A 19,621-nucleotide genomic window follows, 5' to 3' on the forward strand; every position below is an offset into this window, starting at 1 on the left:
TCGTTGATTTGTTTATTCGTTAAATCGATTAAACAGTTAAACGAATAACCGAATACACAAAACATGAAACAATACTTAGATTTAGTAAAACACGTTTTAGAAAACGGCAATCAAAAAGGAGACCGAACTGGAACTGGAACAAAAAGTGTTTTCGGTTACCAAATGCGTTTTGATTTAAGTGAAGGTTTCCCAATGGTTACAACTAAAAAACTGCATTTAAAATCCATCATTTACGAATTGCTTTGGTTTTTAAAAGGCGATACAAACGTAAAATACCTTCAAGAAAACGGAGTCAAAATCTGGGATGAATGGGCAGATTCTAAAGGCGATTTAGGACCTGTTTATGGTCATCAATGGCGTAATTGGAATAGTGAGGAAATAGATCAGATTTCTGAATTAATAAAAGAATTAAAAACAAATCCGAATAGCAGAAGAATGTTGGTTTCTGCTTGGAACCCATCGGTTTTGCCAGATACTAAAAAGTCTTTCGAAGAGAATGTTGCCAATAACAAAGCAGCATTACCTCCATGCCATGCCTTTTTTCAGTTTTATGTAGCAAGCCCAGATCCTGAAAAAGGCGAAACAAAAGGAAAATTATCTTGCCAATTGTATCAGAGAAGTGCCGATATCTTTTTAGGAGTTCCTTTTAACATTGCTTCTTATGCATTGCTAACCATGATGATTGCACAAGTATGCGATTTAGAAGCAGGCGAATTTATTCATACTTTTGGTGACGCACACATTTATAACAATCACTTTGAGCAATTGGAATTACAACTTTCTAGAGAACCAAAACCATTACCAAAAATGATTTTAAATCCAGAGATTAAAAACATTTTTGATTTTGATTATAATGATTTTACACTTGTAGATTACGATCCGCATCCTGCCATAAAAGGAAGTGTTGCTGTATAATTATAAAAAAATCCGCTTAAAAATTTAAGCGGATTTTTTTATACAACTAAAACTCCATTTTCACTTCCGGCATAATCGTTCCATTTGTAAAAATCGGCTTCAGGATCATTAACATAATTTCCGTCGATTACGTACTTAAATTCGTAAATCGCATCTTTCACCAAATCGTAAGTTGCTTTAAACGTTCCGTTTTTTAACTTGCTTAAAGTTCCTTCTGAGGCATTCCAGTTATTAAAATCTCCAACCACCGCTGCCGAATCAGCATCTTTGGCATCTATTGAAAATGTAACTTTAACAACCGGCTTCGTTTTGATAAATTGTTTTTTCAAAGACATAACTATTTCGTTTTTAGATTTATACATCTAAAATTACTTAAATTCAACGAAACACTAACTAACCTCAGAACCGATTTATGATAATGCCAAAAACTGCATATTATTTTCGCTATATCTGTAATTTAAAGTGGTTAAAATTTTGTTTTTCAAATTCTTATAATTTTTAAAAACAAATATTCCTAATCCAAAATATGGACTTTCGAAAATAAATTTTAACTTTATAATCTCATTTTTATCTTATGGAAAAAGAAGTACACGAACAATACGAATACGCTAGACGCCGGTTAAGACAAAAAAAAATCTTATATTTTCATTTTGTTCTTTTCCTTCTAGGAAGTTTATTTCTATTTATTGCGAACAAATTTTTTGGTTTTGGCGAGGGTACAACCCAAAACTGGTGTATTTGGGGAATTACAATCTGGCTTTTCCTTTTTATTCTGCATTTTATAAAAGTGTACATAACTGACCGTTTTATGAATAAAAAATGGGAAAGAGAACAAATTGATCGATTAGTTGCTTTACAGCAAAAACGAATCAGTCAGCTCGAATCTTCTATTAACGAAGAAAATGAAAGTAAAATTTAGTTAGGCATACCATGATTATAATGATAGCGGCTGCAGCCGAAAATAATGCGCTTGGAAAAAATAACGAATTAGTATGGCATTTGCCAAATGACTTTAAAAGGTTTAAATCACTAACTACAGGTCATCATATTATTATGGGAAGAAAAACTTTTGAAAGTTTCCCAAAACCATTACCTGATCGCGTTCATGTTGTAATTTCTCGCCAAGAAAATTACAAACCAGAAGGATGCATCGTAGTAGATAGTATTGAAAAAGCCATTGCAATATGTCCTGAAAATGATGATAGCTATGTTATAGGTGGTGGAGAAATTTACAATTTAGCCCTTCCGTTTACCGACATTATTGAATTAACTAAGGTTCATCATTCTTTTGAAGCAGATGCCTTTTTTCCTAAAATCAATAAAAGTGAGTGGACTTTGGTCGAATCTGAAGAAAATTACAAAGATGAAAAACATCTTTATGATTACACTTATGAAACTTACATTAGAAAATAAATAAAAAACATCCTCTTTTTACGGAGGATGTTTTTAAATAATTGACATGAAGCTTAACTCGCTCAAGAAAAAATTTTTGTTTAAAAAAATCACAAATGTTGAGAAACATTTGTAAAACTGAATAACATTTAATGTTGTTTGAGACCTAAATCTCAAAAAGCCTTTAATAACAAATACCACTAAGATATTAAAGGCAGAAAATTAAAATTTCCAAAAACAAATTTAATCCTAAGAACGTACTTTGCACTTAATATAGTATATCCCCCCAAAGAACAATACTTACAAAACTCTTTCATGAACAAATGAAATTACCAGCGCAAAAAAAGCAACCATTTGTTTAAGTCATAGCGACATTATCAATCATTAACTTTAATCATTTTTACTTTGACAAAGTTGGCCATAATAGGCCTATTAGACAATACCGTGATTTAGGGATTTTGACAAAATACCTAGATTTAGGGATAGCAGAAATACCATTTTATTCTGTTTTAAAATAAACACTCCAAAACATTTATTTGACAAATTAAAAAACTCAATTACAGTTAAACTAGATTGTTTATATTTGCCTAAATAAAAAAAATGTCTGAAAAAGTAACTCCGTATAAAGACTCTACCTTAGGTAAAAAAGAGCAAGTAACCCAAATGTTTGACACCATTTCTGGGAATTACGATAATTTGAATCGTGTAATTTCATTTGGAATTGACGTCAAATGGCGCAAAAAAGTATTAAAAATTGTTTCAGACAAAAAACCAAAAGTTATTCTGGATATCGCAACAGGTACTGGTGACTTAGCCATTTTAATGGCAAAGACTAATGCTGAAAAAATTATTGGCCTAGATATCTCTGCTGGAATGCTGGAAGTTGGTAAAAAGAAAGTTGAAGAAAAAAATCTATCCAATATTATTGAACTAGTTTTAGGCGATTCTGAAAATATGCCTTTTGAGGACAATTACTTTGACGCTATTACGGTTGGCTTCGGTGTGAGAAATTTTGAAAACCTAGAAAAAGGTTTTGCAGAAATCTTAAGAGTCTTAAAACCAAATGGGGTATTTGTAATATTAGAAACTTCTGTTCCAGATAAATTTCCTTATAAACAAGGCTATAATTTTTACAGCAAAAATATACTTCCATTAATTGGTAAATTATTCTCTAAAGATAATGATGCCTATGGCTACTTGTCTGAATCTGCTGCCGCTTTTCCTTATGGCGAAGCCTTAAACAATATTTTGAGAAAAACTGGGTTTATAGATGTTGTGGCAATGCCCCAAACTTTTGGTGTCGCAACAATTTATTCTGCATCTAAAAAATAGTATGAAAAAAGTTGTAATCTTATTTTTATTAGTCTTAACGACAAAAGGACATTCTCAATTTGCTAAAAACATGTTTAGCAAAGACCCTATCATTAATCTTGAAAACTGGCAAAAACAGCGTGTCTATTTTGGCTATTATCTAGGTTTTAATAGTTTTGACTTTAAATTTGACTACAAAACTCCTGTACAGGAAGATATTCAAGTAAAAAAAACTACTGGTTTTAATGTTGGTGTCGTAGCCGATTTAAGACTTCAGGAATACATTAATCTTCGTTTTGAACCAGGTTTGTATTATACTAAACGTGATTTGTTTTTTCCTGGCGTAGGAACTACAGAAAACGACTATTTAAGAGAAGTAAATAGTACTTATATTCACTTTCCTTTATTATTGAAATTTTCTGCCTTGCGCACAGGAAATATACGTCCGTACTTGGTTGGCGGTATGTCTACAACTTTAAATTTATCTAGTAATGCGAAGTCTCAAGATGATAACTTTGAGCAAAAATTTAGAGTAAAACAATGGACAGCTGCTTACGAGTTAGGTTTAGGAATTGACATTTTTACCGAATACTTTATTTTTTCTCCTTCTGTTAGAGGTATGTTCGGAATCACAGATGAACTTATTAGAGATAAAACTCCAGACAGCCCTTGGACTGGAAATATCGATTCGATGAAATCTAGAGCAATTTTAATAAATTTCACTTTTCATTAAAACAAAATATCAACTATTTCGTTTAAATTCACTAAGAATAATTGCTGTTGCAGTAGCTACATTTAAACTTTCGGTTTTTTGAAGCTCTCCAAATCTAGGAATTGTTAGGCGACTGGTTACTATTTTTTCAATTTCTTCTGAAATCCCATTGGCTTCATTACCCATAATAATGATTCCATCCTGAGGTAATTTGGATTGATAAATATTTTCTCCGTCCATAAAAGTTCCAAAAACTGGCAGTTTAGTTTGAGCAAGAAAAAGTTTTAAATCAACATAGCTTACATTTACTCTGGTAATTGACCCCATTGTAGCTTGTACCACTTTCGGATTATAAATATCTACCGTTTCTTTAGAACAAATAATCTGCTTAATACCAAACCAATCGCATAAACGCAAAATAGTTCCTAGATTTCCAGGATCTCTAATGTCGTCTAATGCTAAAATTAAGCCCGAATCGATTGTCTTTTTGGGAGCTGGAATTTTAAAAACTGCCAAACAAGAATTCGGAGTCGACAAAGCACTTATTTTTTTCAGTTCTTGGTCATTAATAAGAGTTCGTTTTGAAGCTTGTACCGTTTCAAAATCATTCAATGTGGTGTATAAATGTTCTAATTCAAAATTGGATTGCAGCAATTCTTGAATTACTTTTACTCCTTCAGCAAAGAATAATTGACTAGCAAGACGCTGCTTTTTTTGATGTAAACTAGAGATAAGCTTTATTTGGTTTTTACTAACCATAAAATAATGTACTTTTGAATTAAATATTAAAAAACACTTGAAAAATAATTCCACAAAAATAATAGCATTTCTTCTAATTGCAATATTAATTTGCGCTTGTAATGCCGTAAAAAGAGTTCCCGATGGAAAAAACCTTCTTGTAAAAAATAATATTTTAGTTAACGGAAAATCTACAAATGACGAAACAGCTTCTAACCAAATGTACCAAAAACCAAATGGTAAATTATTAGGTTACAAACTTCGATTAAATTTATACAATTTAGCCAATTTAAATCCAGATTCTACTTATCAGGCAAAATTTAAAAATAATCCTGGAAAATATGAGCGTATGTCTAAAATACTCTCTGCAAAACAAGTAGACCGCCTTGGACAATCTTTTTATTACAAAGGAATTCATGAGTTTTTAAAAAGCACTGGTGAACCGCCTGTAATAATTGACACTTCAAAAACCAGAAAATCATTATTGCGTTTAAAATACTATTATTTTAACAATGGTTTTTTCAATGTTCATACCGATTATACAATCGACACGATTGGATTAAAAAGAGCCGAAATTAATTATAACATCACTACAGGACCAGCTTATAAATTGGACACTATTAGAACCAAAATAATGACTCCTGCACTAGACTCTTTATACAGAACCAACAATGAACCTTCTTTATTAAAATCTGGAAATCAATATAAAACTACCGATTTTGAAGAAGAGAAAAACCGTATTACAACCTACTTTAGAAATCACGGAGCTTATTATTTTCAGCCTACTTATGTAACTTTTGACATTGATACCATTGGCAAAAAAGCAAAAGCCGATGTGAGTTTAATTATTAACAACAATACTATTCAGGAAAAAGATTCGAGCCGTACAGAGCCTTTTAAACTATACAAAATTAGTGATGTAAATATTTACACTGATTATTCTGCCACTAATGCTAAGAAAAAACCAACAGATAGCGTAACATACAACAATTTTAATCTATACAGTTACAAAGGATTAAAATACAGACCGCGTGCTATTACCGACGCGATTTTCATTACTAAAGGAAGCACTTTTGCCGATTTTAGAACCACCCTTTCTTCTCGCTCTTTAAACAATTTGAGGATTTTTAACTATCCTTCTATTCAATACGAAGTAGATAAGAGAGATTCTACAGCTCAATCTCTCATCGCTAATGTTTATTTGACTCCAAGAAAAAAATACAGTTTTGGAGCTACTCTTGACGTAACGCACTCTAATATTCAGGATTTCGGAATTGGAGCCAGCATTTCTGAAACGATTCGAAATGTATTTAATCGAGCAGAAACTCTTGAAATTTCAGCTCGTTTGAATGTTGGTTCATCTAGAGACATGGCCAATCCGAACAACAACTTCTTTAACGTTTCGGAATATGGTCTAGATATGAAATTGAATTTTCCGAGAATTTTACTGCCCTTTGGAACCGAAAAAATCATTCCGAAAAGCATGATTCCATATACCTCAATATCTTCTGGTTTTTCAAAACAGAGAAATATTGGTCTTGATAAAGAAAACTTCACAGGAGGTATCTCGTATAACTGGAGTCCAAAACGCCATAATACTGCGAAACTGGAATTATTGAATGCACAGTTTGTCCGCAACTTAAATCCAGACAACTATTTTAGAGTTTACACTTCTTCTTATGATGATTTGAATGGAATTGGAAAAGACTACAATGTTAACCCTGGCAACTGGGGAGAAACAACAGAAGAACAAGCAAGAAAAGATCTGACCATACCTAAAGGAACTACAGGATTTACGAATGACGTATTAACAGGCCAAACTACTCTAACACCTTCAGACTCTCAATACCAAGAAGTTGAAAGTATTGAAGAAAGAAGAGTTCGTTTAACTGAAAATGATTTCATTCTGGCAACAAGTTTCTCTTTTACTAAAACAACTAAAAAAGATTTAGCAGATAACAACTTCTATCAATTTAGAACAAAAATAGAATCAGCGGGAACTTTATTGTCTTTAGTCTCTGAAATTGGAAACCTTCAAAAAAATTCAAGAGGTAATTATGAGATTTTCAATCTAGAATACTCAGAATATGTTAAAACTGAATTTGATTACATCAAACACTGGGACTTTGGAAAAGAAAAAGTTTTGGCTGTTAGAAGCTTCTTCGGAATTGCAGTTCCGTTTGGAAATTCAAATTACATTCCGTTTTCACGAAGTTATTATGCAGGAGGTTCAAATGACAACCGTGCTTGGCAACCTTATGCTTTAGGACCGGGAAGTACAAATGCTGTAAATGACTTTAATGAAGCAAATATGAAAATTGCGGCAAGTATCGAATATCGCTTCAAAATTTTTGGAGATGTGAAAGGAGCTCTCTTTGCAGACGCCGGAAATATCTGGAATGTGCTCGATAATGTCGTAGATCCTAAAGCAAAATTTGACAACTTAAACGATTTAGAAGAAATTGCTTTGGGTACAGGATTTGGTTTAAGATACGATTTGAGCTTTTTTGTTATTCGTTTAGATTTAGGGTTTAAGACCTATAATCCCTCGCATGACAAAGGAGATAGATGGTTTAAAGAATACAATTTTGGGCACTCGGTTTTAAATTTTGGTATAAATTATCCGTTCTAATGCTAATTAATTCTTATTTTTGCAACCTAAAAACTAAAAACAACTATAAAAAAAATTACAATGGCACATAACATTAAACCAGGAGTAGCTACAGGAGATCAAGTACAAGAGATCTTTAATTATGCTAAAGAGAAGGGTTTTGCTCTTCCAGCAGTAAACGTTACTGGATCAAGCACAATTAACGGAGTTCTTGAAACTGCAGCAAAACTAAACGCGCCAGTTATCATTCAATTTTCTAACGGAGGAGCACAATTCAACGCTGGAAAAGGATTATCAAATGCAGGTGAAAAAGCAGCAATCGCAGGAGGAATCGCGGGAGCAAAACATATTCATACTTTGGCAGAAGCTTACGGTGCAACTGTAATCTTACACACTGACCACTGTGCAAAAAAACTTTTACCTTGGATTGATGGTTTATTAGATGCTTCTGAAAAACACTTTGCAGAAACAGGAAAACCATTATTCAGTTCTCACATGATCGATTTGTCTGAGGAGCCAATCGAAGAAAACATCGAGATCTGTAAAGAATATTTAGCTAGAATGAGCAAAATGGGTATGACATTAGAAATCGAACTTGGTATTACAGGTGGTGAAGAAGATGGTGTTGATAACTCTGATGTTGACAGCTCAAAACTATATACTCAACCAGAAGAAGTAGCTTACGCTTACGAAGAATTATCTAAAGTAAGCCCTAAATTTACAATTGCCGCTGCTTTCGGAAACGTTCACGGTGTTTACAAACCAGGAAACGTAAAATTAACTCCAAAAATCTTAAAAAATTCTCAAGATTTCGTACAAAACAAATTCAACACAGGACACAATCCAGTTGATTTCGTATTCCACGGAGGTTCAGGTTCTACACTTGAAGAAATCAGAGAAGGAATTAGCTACGGAGTTATCAAAATGAACATCGATACAGATTTACAGTTTGCATACACTGAAGGAATCCGTGATTATATGGTTAAAAACCTTGACTATTTGAAATCACAAATTGGTAACCCAGAAGGTGCTGATGCTCCAAACAAAAAATATTACGATCCAAGAAGATGGGTTCGTGAAAGCGAAGTAACTTTCAACGCAAGATTGGAACAAGCTTTTGCAGATTTAAATAACGTAAACACGCTTTAAATTTTAGATTTCTGATTTTAGATTTCAGACTTCTAAAAGCCTGAAATCTAATTTCTGAATCAGATTAAAAATCTAAAATCTAAAATCTACATTCTAAAATTAAAAAAATGGCTTGGTTTAAAAGACAAGAAAAAGGGATTACGACCGCGACAGAAGATAAGATGGACGTTCCGAAAGGATTGTGGTACAAATCTCCTACTGGAAAAATTATTGATGCTGACGAATTAGCGAGAAATTTATTCGTGAGCCCTGAAGATGATTTTCATGTTCGAATTGGAAGCGCAACCTATTTTGAAATTTTATTCGACAACAACGAATTTGTTGAGTTAGACAAAAACATGACTTCTAAAGATCCTTTGCATTTTGTGGATACAAAAAAATATGCAGAGCGTTTGAAAGATGTAATGGAAAAAACTCACTTAAAAGACGCTGTTCGTACGGGAGTAGGAAAATCTAAAGGAAGAGAACTTGTAATCTGTTGTATGGATTTTGCATTCATCGGTGGATCTATGGGGGCTGTAGTAGGTGAAAAAATCGCAAGAGGTATTGATCACGCTATTAAAAACAAACTTCCTTTTGTAATGATTTCTAAATCTGGTGGAGCTCGTATGATGGAAGCTGCTTATTCTTTAATGCAATTAGCAAAAACTTCTGTAAAACTAGCTCAATTAGCTGAAGCTAAATTACCTTATATTTCTCTTTGTACAGATCCAACAACTGGAGGAACAACAGCATCATACGCTATGTTAGGAGATATCAACATCTCTGAGCCAGGCGCATTGATTGGTTTTGCAGGTCCGCGTGTTGTACGTGACACTACAGGAAAAGATTTACCAGAAGGTTTCCAAACTGCTGAGTTCTTATTAGAGCACGGTTTCTTAGACTTTATCACGCCTAGAAAAGAATTGAAAGATAAGATCAACTTATATATCGATTTGATTCAAAATAATGATATTAGATAGTTTTAAAACTACTAGAACATATAAATCCCATTCGCTTCTGCAGATGGGATTTTTTTTATATTTTATTTCCTAGATAAAACACTTGGATCATCCCGCTTTTTTCAAATCCTTTTTTAATTGTTTTTCAGCAATTACAAACGCTCGCTTTTCGCGCCAAACAGCATAACGTTCTCTAAATATCACTTTTATACCGCTATCTACGGCTCCATGCATAAACAAGCTCCAAACACTGGCTATTTTACGAGAAACAGATTGATCCCATGCGCGAAGTGTTAGAGAAAAAGAACCGTCTATGTAACGCATCCAATGCCACATTCCTGTTGGCATGAATAACGTATCACCATGTTCTAAAAAAACTTCATAACCTTCTACTCCTTTTAGAGCTGGGAATTTTTCAAAATCGGGATTAGCAACATCATAATCTTCTAATGCATAAGTCGTATTTGGAAGACAATACAATCTTTTCTTCCATTTGTTATCAAATAAGATAATATGCTTCCTTCCACCGAAATGAGTGTGAAAAAGATGCGGTAAATCGATATCATAATGTAGAAAAGTAATCGCCTTAGAACCGCCAAAAAACATCGCAGGCATACTTTCTATAAAACCTCCCATTAATTCTTTAGGAACTTTTACATCGTCAATTAATTCTGGTCTATGTTTGAAAAGATTAAAGAAAAAAATACGCAATTGTGTGGGTTCGCGTTTGATCAAATCCAAATATTCTCCAAATTTCATACTCGCAATCGAAGCATTGATTACTTTTTTTGGATCTGCCTTTGAATTATCTACAAGTTTAACCTCTATATCTCCAGCAATCTGCTTGAAATACTCTGTTGACCATTTTTCTCTTGCTGGCCAATCTTTTGTAAGCCCCTTTATGATTAAAGGTTTTCTTTTATCTAGGTAATTCTTTTTAAAATCTTCCCTAGAAATCGACTCAACAGTATCAACAGATTTAAGATTAAAGCTCATTTATCTTGTGTTTTAATTTGTTGCCTATCAAATGTATCTATTTATTCCCACTCAACAAAATTTACAATTAAATAACATAAAAACAATATTTTACATTCCTGTTCGAATGGCTTCTACAGGATCTAAATTTGCCGCCGAAATAGCAGGAAGAATTCCAGAAATCAAACCAATAAGAGCCGCTAAACTAGTTCCTAAAAGAATGTTTCCTAAACTCAAAACAAATTCAAAATCAAGGGCTTTTGTTAAGATTACAGCAATTCCCCAAACCATCAGCAGACCTATAATTCCGCCAATAACAGAAAGAATAACGGCTTCAAACAAAAATTGAAATAAGATAAATTTATTCTTCGCTCCCAATGATTTCTGAATCCCGATTAGATTGGTTCTTTCTTTAACCGAAACAAACATAATATTCGCAATTCCGAACCCGCCAACTAAAAGAGAAAACCCACTAATGATCCACCCCACAAAATTCATCTGACCTAAAATTCCGTCAATGAAATCGGTAAATCCAGAAAGTACATTAATAAAGAAATTATCCATTTCTCCTGCTTTCATCCCACGGATTGCTCGAAGCTTTTGGGCAATTTCTGCTTTATATGCCTCCATATCTACGCCTTTTTCTGGCTTTAAAACTATAACTGGAGTCATCGAATCACTGTCTCCATACATTCTTCTCAAAAAATTAGCTGGAAGATAAACCGAAGTATCATTGCTGTCTCCAAAAAAACCGGCTCCTTGTTTTGCCATTACGCCAATTACAGTAAATCGCTGTCCATATAAGCGAATATTTTTCCCAATTGGATCACTGGAACCAAAAAGTCCTTCGGCTATATCATATCCAAGAACAATAACGGGAGTTCCTGAATTAGATTCAGATTCGTTATAAAATCTTCCTTTGTCAAAACTCAATCCGTCAATATCGACCATTTCGTTTGATGCCGGAATAATATTTACATCGCTGACTGTTTTAGAATCATATTTTAAACTTTCCCTATTTACAAAAAGCTGATATGCTACTTGATCGGTATTATTCATTGAATTTTTTAAACCAATATATTCGTCATATTTTACATTTGGAAACTGTTCTCTCTTCCATTGCGGAATTTCAGACGGCCCAAAGCAGTATTTCATTAAATAAATTGTATTTTTATCTAAGCTACTCAGATCTTTAGAGATTTTTTTATCTAAAGAGTCAACAGCGGCCAAAACGGCAATGATTGAAAAAATACCGATCGTTACACCTAAAAGCGACAATAATGTGCGTAATTTATTATTTCGCAAAGCATTGATGGCAAAGCTTAGACTTTCTTTTAATAATCTTAGATAAACGATCATATTTTTGTATATTTCAATAAAGTAAAATTCAATAATTTAAATTCAAAAACCTAATAAAAGTTAACTTACTCATCAGTAGATTTTTTTAGCATTTTGTTACACTAATTTTCTTTAATATAATATATAAAAAAACTACTTTTGCAGTCTCAAAATCATAACTACACAATGAGCACAACAAAAAAAATACAATCGGCATTAATTTCTGTTTTTTCTAAAGATGGATTAGAACCAATTGTTAGAAAATTACACGAACAAAATGTAACACTTTATTCAACTGGAGGAACTGAAGATTTCATCAAAAACCTTGGTATTCCAGTCGTTCCTGTTGAGGATATCACTTCTTTCCCTGAAATTCTTGGCGGAAGAGTAAAAACTTTACACCCAAAGATTTTTGGCGGAATCTTGAATCGTCAAGATAATGAAAGCGACGTTCAGCAAATGAAGGAATTTGATATTCCTCAAATCGATTTAGTAATTGTTGATTTATATCCTTTTGAAAAAACAGTTGCTTCTGGAGCTAGCGAACAAGATATTATTGAGAAAATTGATATTGGTGGTATTTCATTAATTCGTGCTGGTGCAAAAAATTTCAAAGATACTGTAATTGTTGCTTCTGTTAACGAGTACAGCTTACTTTTGGATTTGATTACGGAGCAAGATGGAGCAACAACTTTGGAAAACAGAAGATTGTTGGCTACTAAAGCATTCCACGTTTCCTCTCACTACGATGGAGCTATTTTTAATTATTTCAATACAGACGAGACTATTTACAAAGAAAGCATTGCAAATGGTCAAGTTTTAAGATACGGTGAAAACCCTCACCAAAAAGGATTCTTCTTTGGAGATTTTGATGCAATGTTCAACAAACTTCACGGAAAAGAATTATCTTACAATAATTTACTTGATGTTGATGCTGCAGTAAATTTAATTGCTGAATTTAAAACTGACGGACCAACGTTCGCCATTTTAAAACATAACAATGCTTGCGGATTGGCTTCAAGAAAAACAATCAGCGAAGCTTATTTAGCCGCTTTAGCTTGTGATCCTACTTCTGCTTTTGGAGGAGTGTTAATTTCTAACACAAAAATTGATTTAGAAACTGCACAAGAAATCAACAAATTATTCTGCGAGGTTGTAATCGCTCCTGCATATGATGATGAGGCAGTTACAGTTTTACAAGAGAAGAAAAACAGAATTATTTTAGTTCAAAATGAAGTGGAATTACCTTCTCGTCAAGTAAGAACTTGTCTTAATGGTTTGTTAATTCAGGACAGAAATAATATTACGGATAATAAAGAGCATTTAAAAACCGTTACAATTACAGAACCTACTGCTCAAGAGATCGAAGATTTGATCTTTGCTTCTAAAATCTGCAAGAATACAAAATCAAACACTATTGTATTTGCTAAGAACGGAACATTGATTTCATCAGGTACAGGTCAGACTTCAAGAGTTGACGCTTTAATTCAAGCTGTTGACAAAGCAAAAGCTTTTGGATTTGATTTAAATGGAGCTTCGATGGCAAGTGATGCATTTTTCCCATTTCCGGATTGTGTAGAATTAGCCAAAAAAGCAGGAATAACTGCTGTAATTCAGCCAGGAGGTTCAATTAAAGACGAATTAAGTATAAATTATTGCAATGAAAATAATCTTGCAATGGTATTTACAGGAACTCGTCATTTTAAACATTAATTTGTTTAACTTTGTTCGATAAATAATTTATAACATTTTAAACCCCTAAAAAACTTATGGGATTTTTTGATTTCATGACCGAGGATATTGCGATAGACCTTGGAACCGCAAACACTTTAATCATTCATAATGATAAAGTTGTCATTGATAGTCCATCTATCGTTGCACGTGATAGAGTATCAGGCAAAATCATTGCTGTTGGTAAGGAAGCCAATATGATGCAAGGTAAAACACATGAAAACATCAAAACTATAAGGCCTTTGAAAGATGGTGTAATCGCTGATTTTGATGCTTCGGAAAAAATGATCAATATGTTCATTAAAAGTATTCCTGCATTGAAAAAAAGAATGTTTACTCCAGCTTTACGTATGGTTGTATGTATTCCTTCTGGTATTACTGAAGTGGAGATGAGAGCGGTGAAGGAATCTTGTGAGAGAGTAAACGGAAAAGAAGTTTACTTGATTCATGAGCCAATGGCAGCGGCAATTGGTATTGGTATAGACATTATGCAGCCAAAAGGTAACATGATTGTAGATATCGGAGGTGGTACAACAGAAATTGCTGTTATCGCTTTAGGTGGAATTGTATGTGACAAATCTGTAAAAATTGCAGGTGACGTTTTCACAAACGACATCGTTTACTACATGCGTACACAGCATAACCTTTTTGTGGGAGAAAGTACTGCAGAAAAAATTAAAATTCAAATCGGAGCGGCTATTGAAGATTTAGATGGTCCGCCAGAAGATATGTCAGTTCAAGGTAGAGATTTGCTTACTGGTAAACCAAAACAAGTAGATGTTTCTTACCGTGAAATTGCAAAAGCATTAGACAAATCTATTCAGCGTATTGAAGATGCGGTAATGGAAACATTATCTCAGACTCCGCCAGAATTAGCAGCAGATATCTACAACACTGGTATCTATTTAGCTGGTGGTGGATCGATGCTAAGAGGTCTTGACAAACGTATTTCTCAAAAAACAGACTTACCGGTTTATATTGCCGAAGATCCTTTAAGAGCAGTTGTACGAGGAACAGGAATGGCTCTTAAAAACATCGCTAAATTTAAAAGTATCTTAATCAAATAAGATTCAAAATAACAATCAATTTACTTTTATAAGGGTCAGATTTTTAATATTTGACCCTTGTAAAAACTGAAACCTTTAAGCATATCCTGAAACAAAATAACCAGACAAGAAATGCAGCAAATATTTAATTTCATTATAAGAAACAGTAATCGATTGCTGTTTTTGCTGCTTTTAGGTATTTCGTTGACGCTCACAATTCAATCGCATTCTTACCACAGAAGCAGAGTAATCAGTTCAGCTAATTTTTTAAGCGGAGGTGTTTATGAAAGAATTAATCGTGTAAACGAATATTTGAATTTAAGAGCCGAAAATGATGAACTTGTATTAGAGAATGCAAGGTTAAAAAGTCTTTTGTTCAATAAAGAAGACACTACCAAAGCACCATTGCCAGATAGCATTAAAGGTGTAAAACCTGCAGATATCGTGGTATCAAAAGTAATTCATAATACATATAACACACACGAAAACTATATCACTTTAAACTCTGGAAGCAAAGAAGGAGTTAAGCCAGATATGGGAGTTATAAACAGTTTAGGTATTATTGGAGTAGTAGACAATACTTCTGCTAACTATTCTACAGTAGTGAGCATTTTGAACATGAAGTCGCATATTAATGCTAAAATCAAAAAATCTAACCACTTTGGTTCTTTAACTTGGGATGGTAAAAGCACAGGATTTGTTCAGCTAGAAGATGTGCCAAGATTAGCATCAATTAGAAAAGGTGACACCATTGTTACCGGAGGACAATCTGTAATTTTCCCTGAAGGAATTAATATCGGAACTGTAGACGTTATATACAAAAAAGAAAACACAAGTTTTTATGTTATAAAAGTTAAACTATTTAACGATATGACAAACTTGGGTCATGTATACGTCATCAAAAGTAAAGACAGAGAAGAACTTATTAACTTAGAAAACAAAAACAAAGAAAAAAATGAATAGCGCTCTGTTAGTCAATATTTTTCGATTTATTATGTTACTGGCAGTTCAGATTGTTATTTTCAACAATATGAATTTCTTAGGATATATAAGTCCTTTCCCGTATATCTTGTATATCATTCTATACCCTGTAAACAGCAATAAAGCAGGATTAATAATTTCTAGTTTTTTACTTGGACTTACAATGGATATGTTCTGCAATTCTGGAGGTATACATGCAACTGCATGCGTTATATTAGCGTATTATAGACCCTATATTTTTAAATTTTCTTTTGGTCTGAGTTATGAATATCAAACTATTAAACTAAACGAATCTTTAACACCAGAACGATTTTCATTTATACTGGTTTCGGTTTTAATGCATCATATTGTATTATTTGTTTTAGAGGCATTTCAATTCAAATTTATCTGGGACATTTTACTCCGAACCTTATTTAGTTCTATCTTTACTATAATCACCTCAATAATAATAATTTATCTTATTAAGCCCAATAAACGATGAGAAAAGTCTTGCTGCCCACTATAATTATTATTGCAGCGTCTTTGCTAGTGATTAGGATTTTTTACCTGCAAATTATTGATGATTCTTTTAAATTGAAATCGGAAAATAATGCGATAAAAAAAGTATACGACTATCCTGAAAGAGGTTATATTTATGATCGTAACGGAAAACTTCTTGTTGCGAATCAGGCTTCTTATGACATCATGGTTATTCCGAGAGACATTAAAAAAGATTTAAATATTGCCGAATTTTGCGCTCTTCTAAATATTACTGAAGAAGAATATCATAAACGCGTTGAAAAGGCAAAAGTATATAGTCCTAGGCTTCCTTCTGTTTTCTTATCTCAGCTAAATAAAAATGAATTTGCTGCTTTTCAGGAAAAAATCAGAAAATATGATGGTTTCTATTTCCAGAAAAGATCACTTCGTGATTATGAAGTAGATTATGGAGCAAATATTTTTGGTTTTATTACACAGGTTAACGAAAAACAGATTGAAAAAAATCCTTACTACAATAGTGGAGATTTAATTGGAAAACAAGGTGTAGAACAAAGTTATGAAGAAATTTTACGCGGAATAAAAGGTGTAAAATATATTCAAAAAGACAAATACAACCGAGAAATTGGTGCTTATAAAGAAGGAAAATATGACACCATCGCCGTAGCTGGAGAAGATATCAATTTAACTATTGATGCTGAACTTCAAAAATATGGTGAAGAATTGATGATTAATAAGCGAGGAGGAATTGTCGCGCTTGAACCTAAATCTGGAGAAATTCTAGCATTGGTTACTGCACCTTCTTATGATCCAGGTATTTTAGTAGGTCGCCAGAGATCTAAAAATTATACGCTTTTATATAACGATTCTATTTCAAAACCATTATACGACAGAGGACTTTTAGCAGAGTATCCTCCAGGCTCTCCATTCAAAATCCTGACTGGTTTAGTTGCACTTCAAGAAGGGGTGGTAAATGAGCAGACTACTTTTATGTGTCATCACGGATTTAGTTATGGTGGAGGCCGATTCATGAAGTGTCACGGTTTTGGTCCACATCAATTGCATAACGGAATTTACAATTCTTGCAACACTTATTTTGGACAAGCCTATATGCTTACCATCAATAAGTACAAAGATCCTGGCCAAGCTGTTGATGTTTGGAGCAGTCACGTAAAAAGTTTCGGTTTAGGACAATTTATGGGATATGATTTACCAATTGGAAAACGAGGTAATATTCCAACTTCTAAAACCTATAAAAGAATTTATCCTAACGGAGGATGGAGAAGCTCAACCATTGTATCCAATGCAATTGGCCAAGGAGAGGTCTTAATGACACCTATTCAATTGGCCAACATGATGGCGACTGTTGCAAATCAGGGTTATTATTATACTCCTCATATCATTAAAAAAATTGAAGGAGAAAAAATCGACGAAAAGTTCACTACAAAACACGTGACTACGGTTGATCAAAAATATTTCCCACCAGTTATCAGCGGACTGTTTGATGTTTACAACAAAGGTACCGCTTACAGCTTAAGAGTAGAAGGAATCGATATTTGCGGAAAAACAGGTACTGCCGAGAACTTTGCCAAAATAAATGGCAAAAGAACGCAGCTTAAAGACCACTCTATATTTGTTGCTTTTGCCCCAAAAGACAATCCAAAAATTGCTATTGCGGTTATGATTGAAAATGGAGGTTTTGGAGCAACAGTTGCGGGTCCGATAGCGAGTTTAATGATTGAAAAATATCTAAGAAAGAAGATTACAAGAACAGACCTAGAAGTAAGAGTATTAAACAAAAGCTTACTTTCGGAATATGCTAAATTAGGAGGAATAAGCGAGGCTCTTAAAATCGAATCTGTTCCAAAAGACTCTGTTTTACAAGCTAAAATTGTAAAACCAAAAGCACCAGTTACAACGGCACCAAAAACTGAAGTTAAAAAAACAGCAGTAGACACAACTAAGAAAAACTAAGAAAGATTATTTCAAATGAAAAATCAAAGTGTAAAAAATAATATTGATTGGATAAGTGTCTTTATCTACATTGCGCTGGTAACTTTAGGTTGGCTTAATATTTACTCGTCTTCCTTATTATCAACAGATGGCACTTATCAAAAACAGCTGATTTTTATTTGCTGTACAATTCCTTTGATATTTGTTGTGCTCTTTGTTGATGGTAAATTCTATGAAAAATATGCTAGTATCATATTTGGAGTTTCTTTATTATCTCTTGCCGGATTGTTTCTCTTTGGAAAAACAATTGCCGGACAGCGATGCTGGTACGCCATCGGAAGTTTTACTTTGCAGCCTTCTGAGTTTGCAAAAGCTGCGACATCATTGGCTTTGGCCAAATATTTAAGCGACACACAGATCAACTTAAAAGAAACCAATAGACAAATTCAGGCTTTAGCCATTATGCTATTACCTGTACTACTTATTTTACCGCAGCCAGATCCTGGAAGTGCTTTAATTTATAGTGCATTTATTCTTGTTCTATATCGAGAAGGCTTACCTTCTTGGTATGTTTGGACAGCATTTATAACAATTATCCTCTTTGTTCTTACTTTGGTTTTAGAACCATACGCTGTTATCGCAATGGCTTTTGTGGTTTTGGCAATCATACATTTTAAAGGCAGGGCGGTAGATCGAAATATTATCTTAAGCGGTATCTTATTAGTTTTAATCTCAGGATTTGTTTTCTCTGTAGATTATGTATTTGATAACGTTTTTAAACAACACCACAGAGACCGTTTCAATATTTTACTTGGTAAAACTGTAGATATGAAAGGTATTGGATACAATACCAATCAGTCTGAAATTGCAATTGGATCTGGCGGATGGATTGGAAAAGGCTTCCTAGAAGGAACTCAAACCAAAGGAGGATTTGTTCCTGAACAACACACCGATTATATTTTTACAACTGTGGGTGAAGAATGGGGATTTGCAGGTTCGTTTGTCGTTATTTTACTTTTCGTTAGTTTATTGCTTAGAGTAATTTATTTGGCAGAAAGACAGAAGACAAAGTTTAGCCGGGTTTATGGCTATTGCGTCGCCGCAATTCTATTTATACACTTCTTTGTAAATATTGCGATGGTAATTGGAATTTTCCCTACAATTGGTGTTCCTCTGCCGTTCTTTTCATACGGAGGCTCTGGACTCTGGGGATTCACCATTTTGCTGTTTATTTTCCTTAAAATGGATGCAAACAAAGTGAATGAGTGGTAAGTGTTTAAAATATTCAATTTTTAAATGCCAAATTCCAAGTAGAATAATTATAATACAAAAGCTGTAATTATGTTTTAAA

The 19,621-nt window shown here is 33.4% G+C and carries 18 protein-coding genes; 14 read left to right on the forward strand and 4 right to left on the reverse strand.

All coding sequences use genetic code 11. The features are described from left to right. Positions 1-63 precede the first annotated feature (63 nt). Positions 64-915, forward strand: coding sequence for a thymidylate synthase (locus tag NCC77_RS02880; protein WP_250834278.1), 852 nt, complete (start codon positions 64-66; stop codon positions 913-915). Positions 916-953: 38 nt separating this feature from the next. On the opposite strand, the gene NCC77_RS02885 is transcribed toward NCC77_RS02880, so the two are convergent. Beyond that, a complete protein-coding gene (locus NCC77_RS02885; RefSeq protein WP_095928206.1) occupies positions 954-1,250 on the reverse strand; it encodes an isoamylase early set domain-containing protein in 297 nt (98 codons plus the stop codon). 239 nt (positions 1,251-1,489) lie between these two features. On the opposite strand from NCC77_RS02885, the gene NCC77_RS02890 reads away from it, so the two are divergent. The 4 genes from NCC77_RS02890 to porT all read left to right on the forward strand — a co-directional run bounded on the left by NCC77_RS02890 (position 1,490) and on the right by porT (position 4,351). Beyond that, positions 1,490-1,834 carry a 2TM domain-containing protein gene (locus NCC77_RS02890; RefSeq protein ID WP_250834279.1) on the forward strand — a complete coding sequence of 115 codons (345 nt, stop codon included), beginning with the start codon at positions 1,490-1,492 and terminating at the stop codon, positions 1,832-1,834. A gap of 11 nt (positions 1,835-1,845) precedes the next feature. Next, positions 1,846-2,328 carry a dihydrofolate reductase gene (locus NCC77_RS02895; protein ID WP_095928094.1) on the forward strand — a complete coding sequence of 161 codons (483 nt, stop codon included), beginning with the start codon at positions 1,846-1,848 and terminating at the stop codon, positions 2,326-2,328. Between the two features lie 579 nt (positions 2,329-2,907). After that, entirely contained in the window at positions 2,908-3,639 is a 732-nt protein-coding gene (ubiE, locus tag NCC77_RS02900; protein WP_095928095.1) for a bifunctional demethylmenaquinone methyltransferase/2-methoxy-6-polyprenyl-1,4-benzoquinol methylase UbiE, read from the forward strand. A 1-nt stretch (position 3,640) separates the two neighbouring features. After that, the gene (gene porT, locus NCC77_RS02905) at positions 3,641-4,351 is read left to right on the forward strand and encodes a type IX secretion/gliding motility protein PorT/SprT (RefSeq protein WP_095928096.1); all 711 of its coding nucleotides are present in this window, start codon (positions 3,641-3,643) and stop codon (positions 4,349-4,351) included. A gap of 9 nt (positions 4,352-4,360) precedes the next feature. Here the strand turns inward: porT and NCC77_RS02910 are convergent, their stop codons facing one another. Continuing rightward, the gene (locus NCC77_RS02910) at positions 4,361-5,089 is read right to left on the reverse strand and encodes a TrmH family RNA methyltransferase (protein ID WP_250834280.1); all 729 of its coding nucleotides are present in this window, start codon (positions 5,087-5,089) and stop codon (positions 4,361-4,363) included. Between the two features lie 37 nt (positions 5,090-5,126). Here NCC77_RS02910 and tamL point away from each other — a divergent pair, with 37 nt between their 5' ends. The 3 genes from tamL to accD all read left to right on the forward strand — a co-directional run bounded on the left by tamL (position 5,127) and on the right by accD (position 9,790). Further along, a complete protein-coding gene (gene tamL / locus NCC77_RS02915; protein WP_250834281.1) occupies positions 5,127-7,700 on the forward strand; it encodes a translocation and assembly module lipoprotein TamL in 2,574 nt (857 codons plus the stop codon). A gap of 60 nt (positions 7,701-7,760) precedes the next feature. After that, complete coding sequence (gene fbaA, locus NCC77_RS02920; RefSeq protein WP_035645669.1) at positions 7,761-8,828, forward strand: class II fructose-bisphosphate aldolase; 1,068 nt, start codon at positions 7,761-7,763, stop codon at positions 8,826-8,828. A 107-nt stretch (positions 8,829-8,935) separates the two neighbouring features. Beyond that, a complete protein-coding gene (gene accD / locus NCC77_RS02925) occupies positions 8,936-9,790 on the forward strand; it encodes an acetyl-CoA carboxylase, carboxyltransferase subunit beta (protein WP_026728501.1) in 855 nt (284 codons plus the stop codon). Between the two features lie 87 nt (positions 9,791-9,877). Here accD and NCC77_RS02930 read toward each other — a convergent pair whose 3' ends face one another. Together NCC77_RS02930 and NCC77_RS02935 are read right to left on the reverse strand one after the other, a co-directional pair. Beyond that, the gene (locus NCC77_RS02930; protein ID WP_250834282.1) at positions 9,878-10,765 is read right to left on the reverse strand and encodes a cupin-like domain-containing protein; all 888 of its coding nucleotides are present in this window, start codon (positions 10,763-10,765) and stop codon (positions 9,878-9,880) included. A gap of 90 nt (positions 10,766-10,855) precedes the next feature. Beyond that, the gene (locus tag NCC77_RS02935) at positions 10,856-12,103 is read right to left on the reverse strand and encodes an ABC transporter permease (protein WP_250834283.1); all 1,248 of its coding nucleotides are present in this window, start codon (positions 12,101-12,103) and stop codon (positions 10,856-10,858) included. 165 nt (positions 12,104-12,268) lie between these two features. Here NCC77_RS02935 and purH point away from each other — a divergent pair, with 165 nt between their 5' ends. The 6 genes from purH to rodA all read left to right on the forward strand — a co-directional run bounded on the left by purH (position 12,269) and on the right by rodA (position 19,542). Further along, complete coding sequence (gene purH / locus NCC77_RS02940) at positions 12,269-13,795, forward strand: bifunctional phosphoribosylaminoimidazolecarboxamide formyltransferase/IMP cyclohydrolase (RefSeq protein WP_095928101.1); 1,527 nt, start codon at positions 12,269-12,271, stop codon at positions 13,793-13,795. 56 nt (positions 13,796-13,851) lie between these two features. Further along, positions 13,852-14,880: a rod shape-determining protein gene (locus tag NCC77_RS02945; RefSeq protein WP_008466528.1), complete on the forward strand. Its 1,029-nt coding sequence runs from the start codon at positions 13,852-13,854 to the stop codon at positions 14,878-14,880. 111 nt (positions 14,881-14,991) lie between these two features. Continuing rightward, positions 14,992-15,822, forward strand: coding sequence for a rod shape-determining protein MreC (gene mreC, locus NCC77_RS02950; protein WP_095928102.1), 831 nt, complete (start codon positions 14,992-14,994; stop codon positions 15,820-15,822). After that, on the forward strand, positions 15,815-16,321 hold the full coding sequence (locus NCC77_RS02955; RefSeq protein WP_095928103.1) for a rod shape-determining protein MreD: 507 nt from the start codon (positions 15,815-15,817) through the stop codon (positions 16,319-16,321). The genes mreC and NCC77_RS02955 overlap by 8 nt, the downstream gene beginning before the upstream one ends. Beyond that, a complete protein-coding gene (mrdA, locus tag NCC77_RS02960; protein WP_250834284.1) occupies positions 16,318-18,291 on the forward strand; it encodes a penicillin-binding protein 2 in 1,974 nt (657 codons plus the stop codon). Before NCC77_RS02955 ends, mrdA begins: the two co-directional genes overlap by 4 nt. Before the next feature lie 15 nt (positions 18,292-18,306). Next, the gene (gene rodA, locus NCC77_RS02965; RefSeq protein ID WP_250834285.1) at positions 18,307-19,542 is read left to right on the forward strand and encodes a rod shape-determining protein RodA; all 1,236 of its coding nucleotides are present in this window, start codon (positions 18,307-18,309) and stop codon (positions 19,540-19,542) included. Positions 19,543-19,621: the final 79 nt, after the last annotated feature.

The organism is Flavobacterium tyrosinilyticum (assembly GCF_023656565.1).
Taxonomy (GTDB): Bacteria; Bacteroidota; Bacteroidia; order Flavobacteriales; family Flavobacteriaceae; genus Flavobacterium; species Flavobacterium tyrosinilyticum.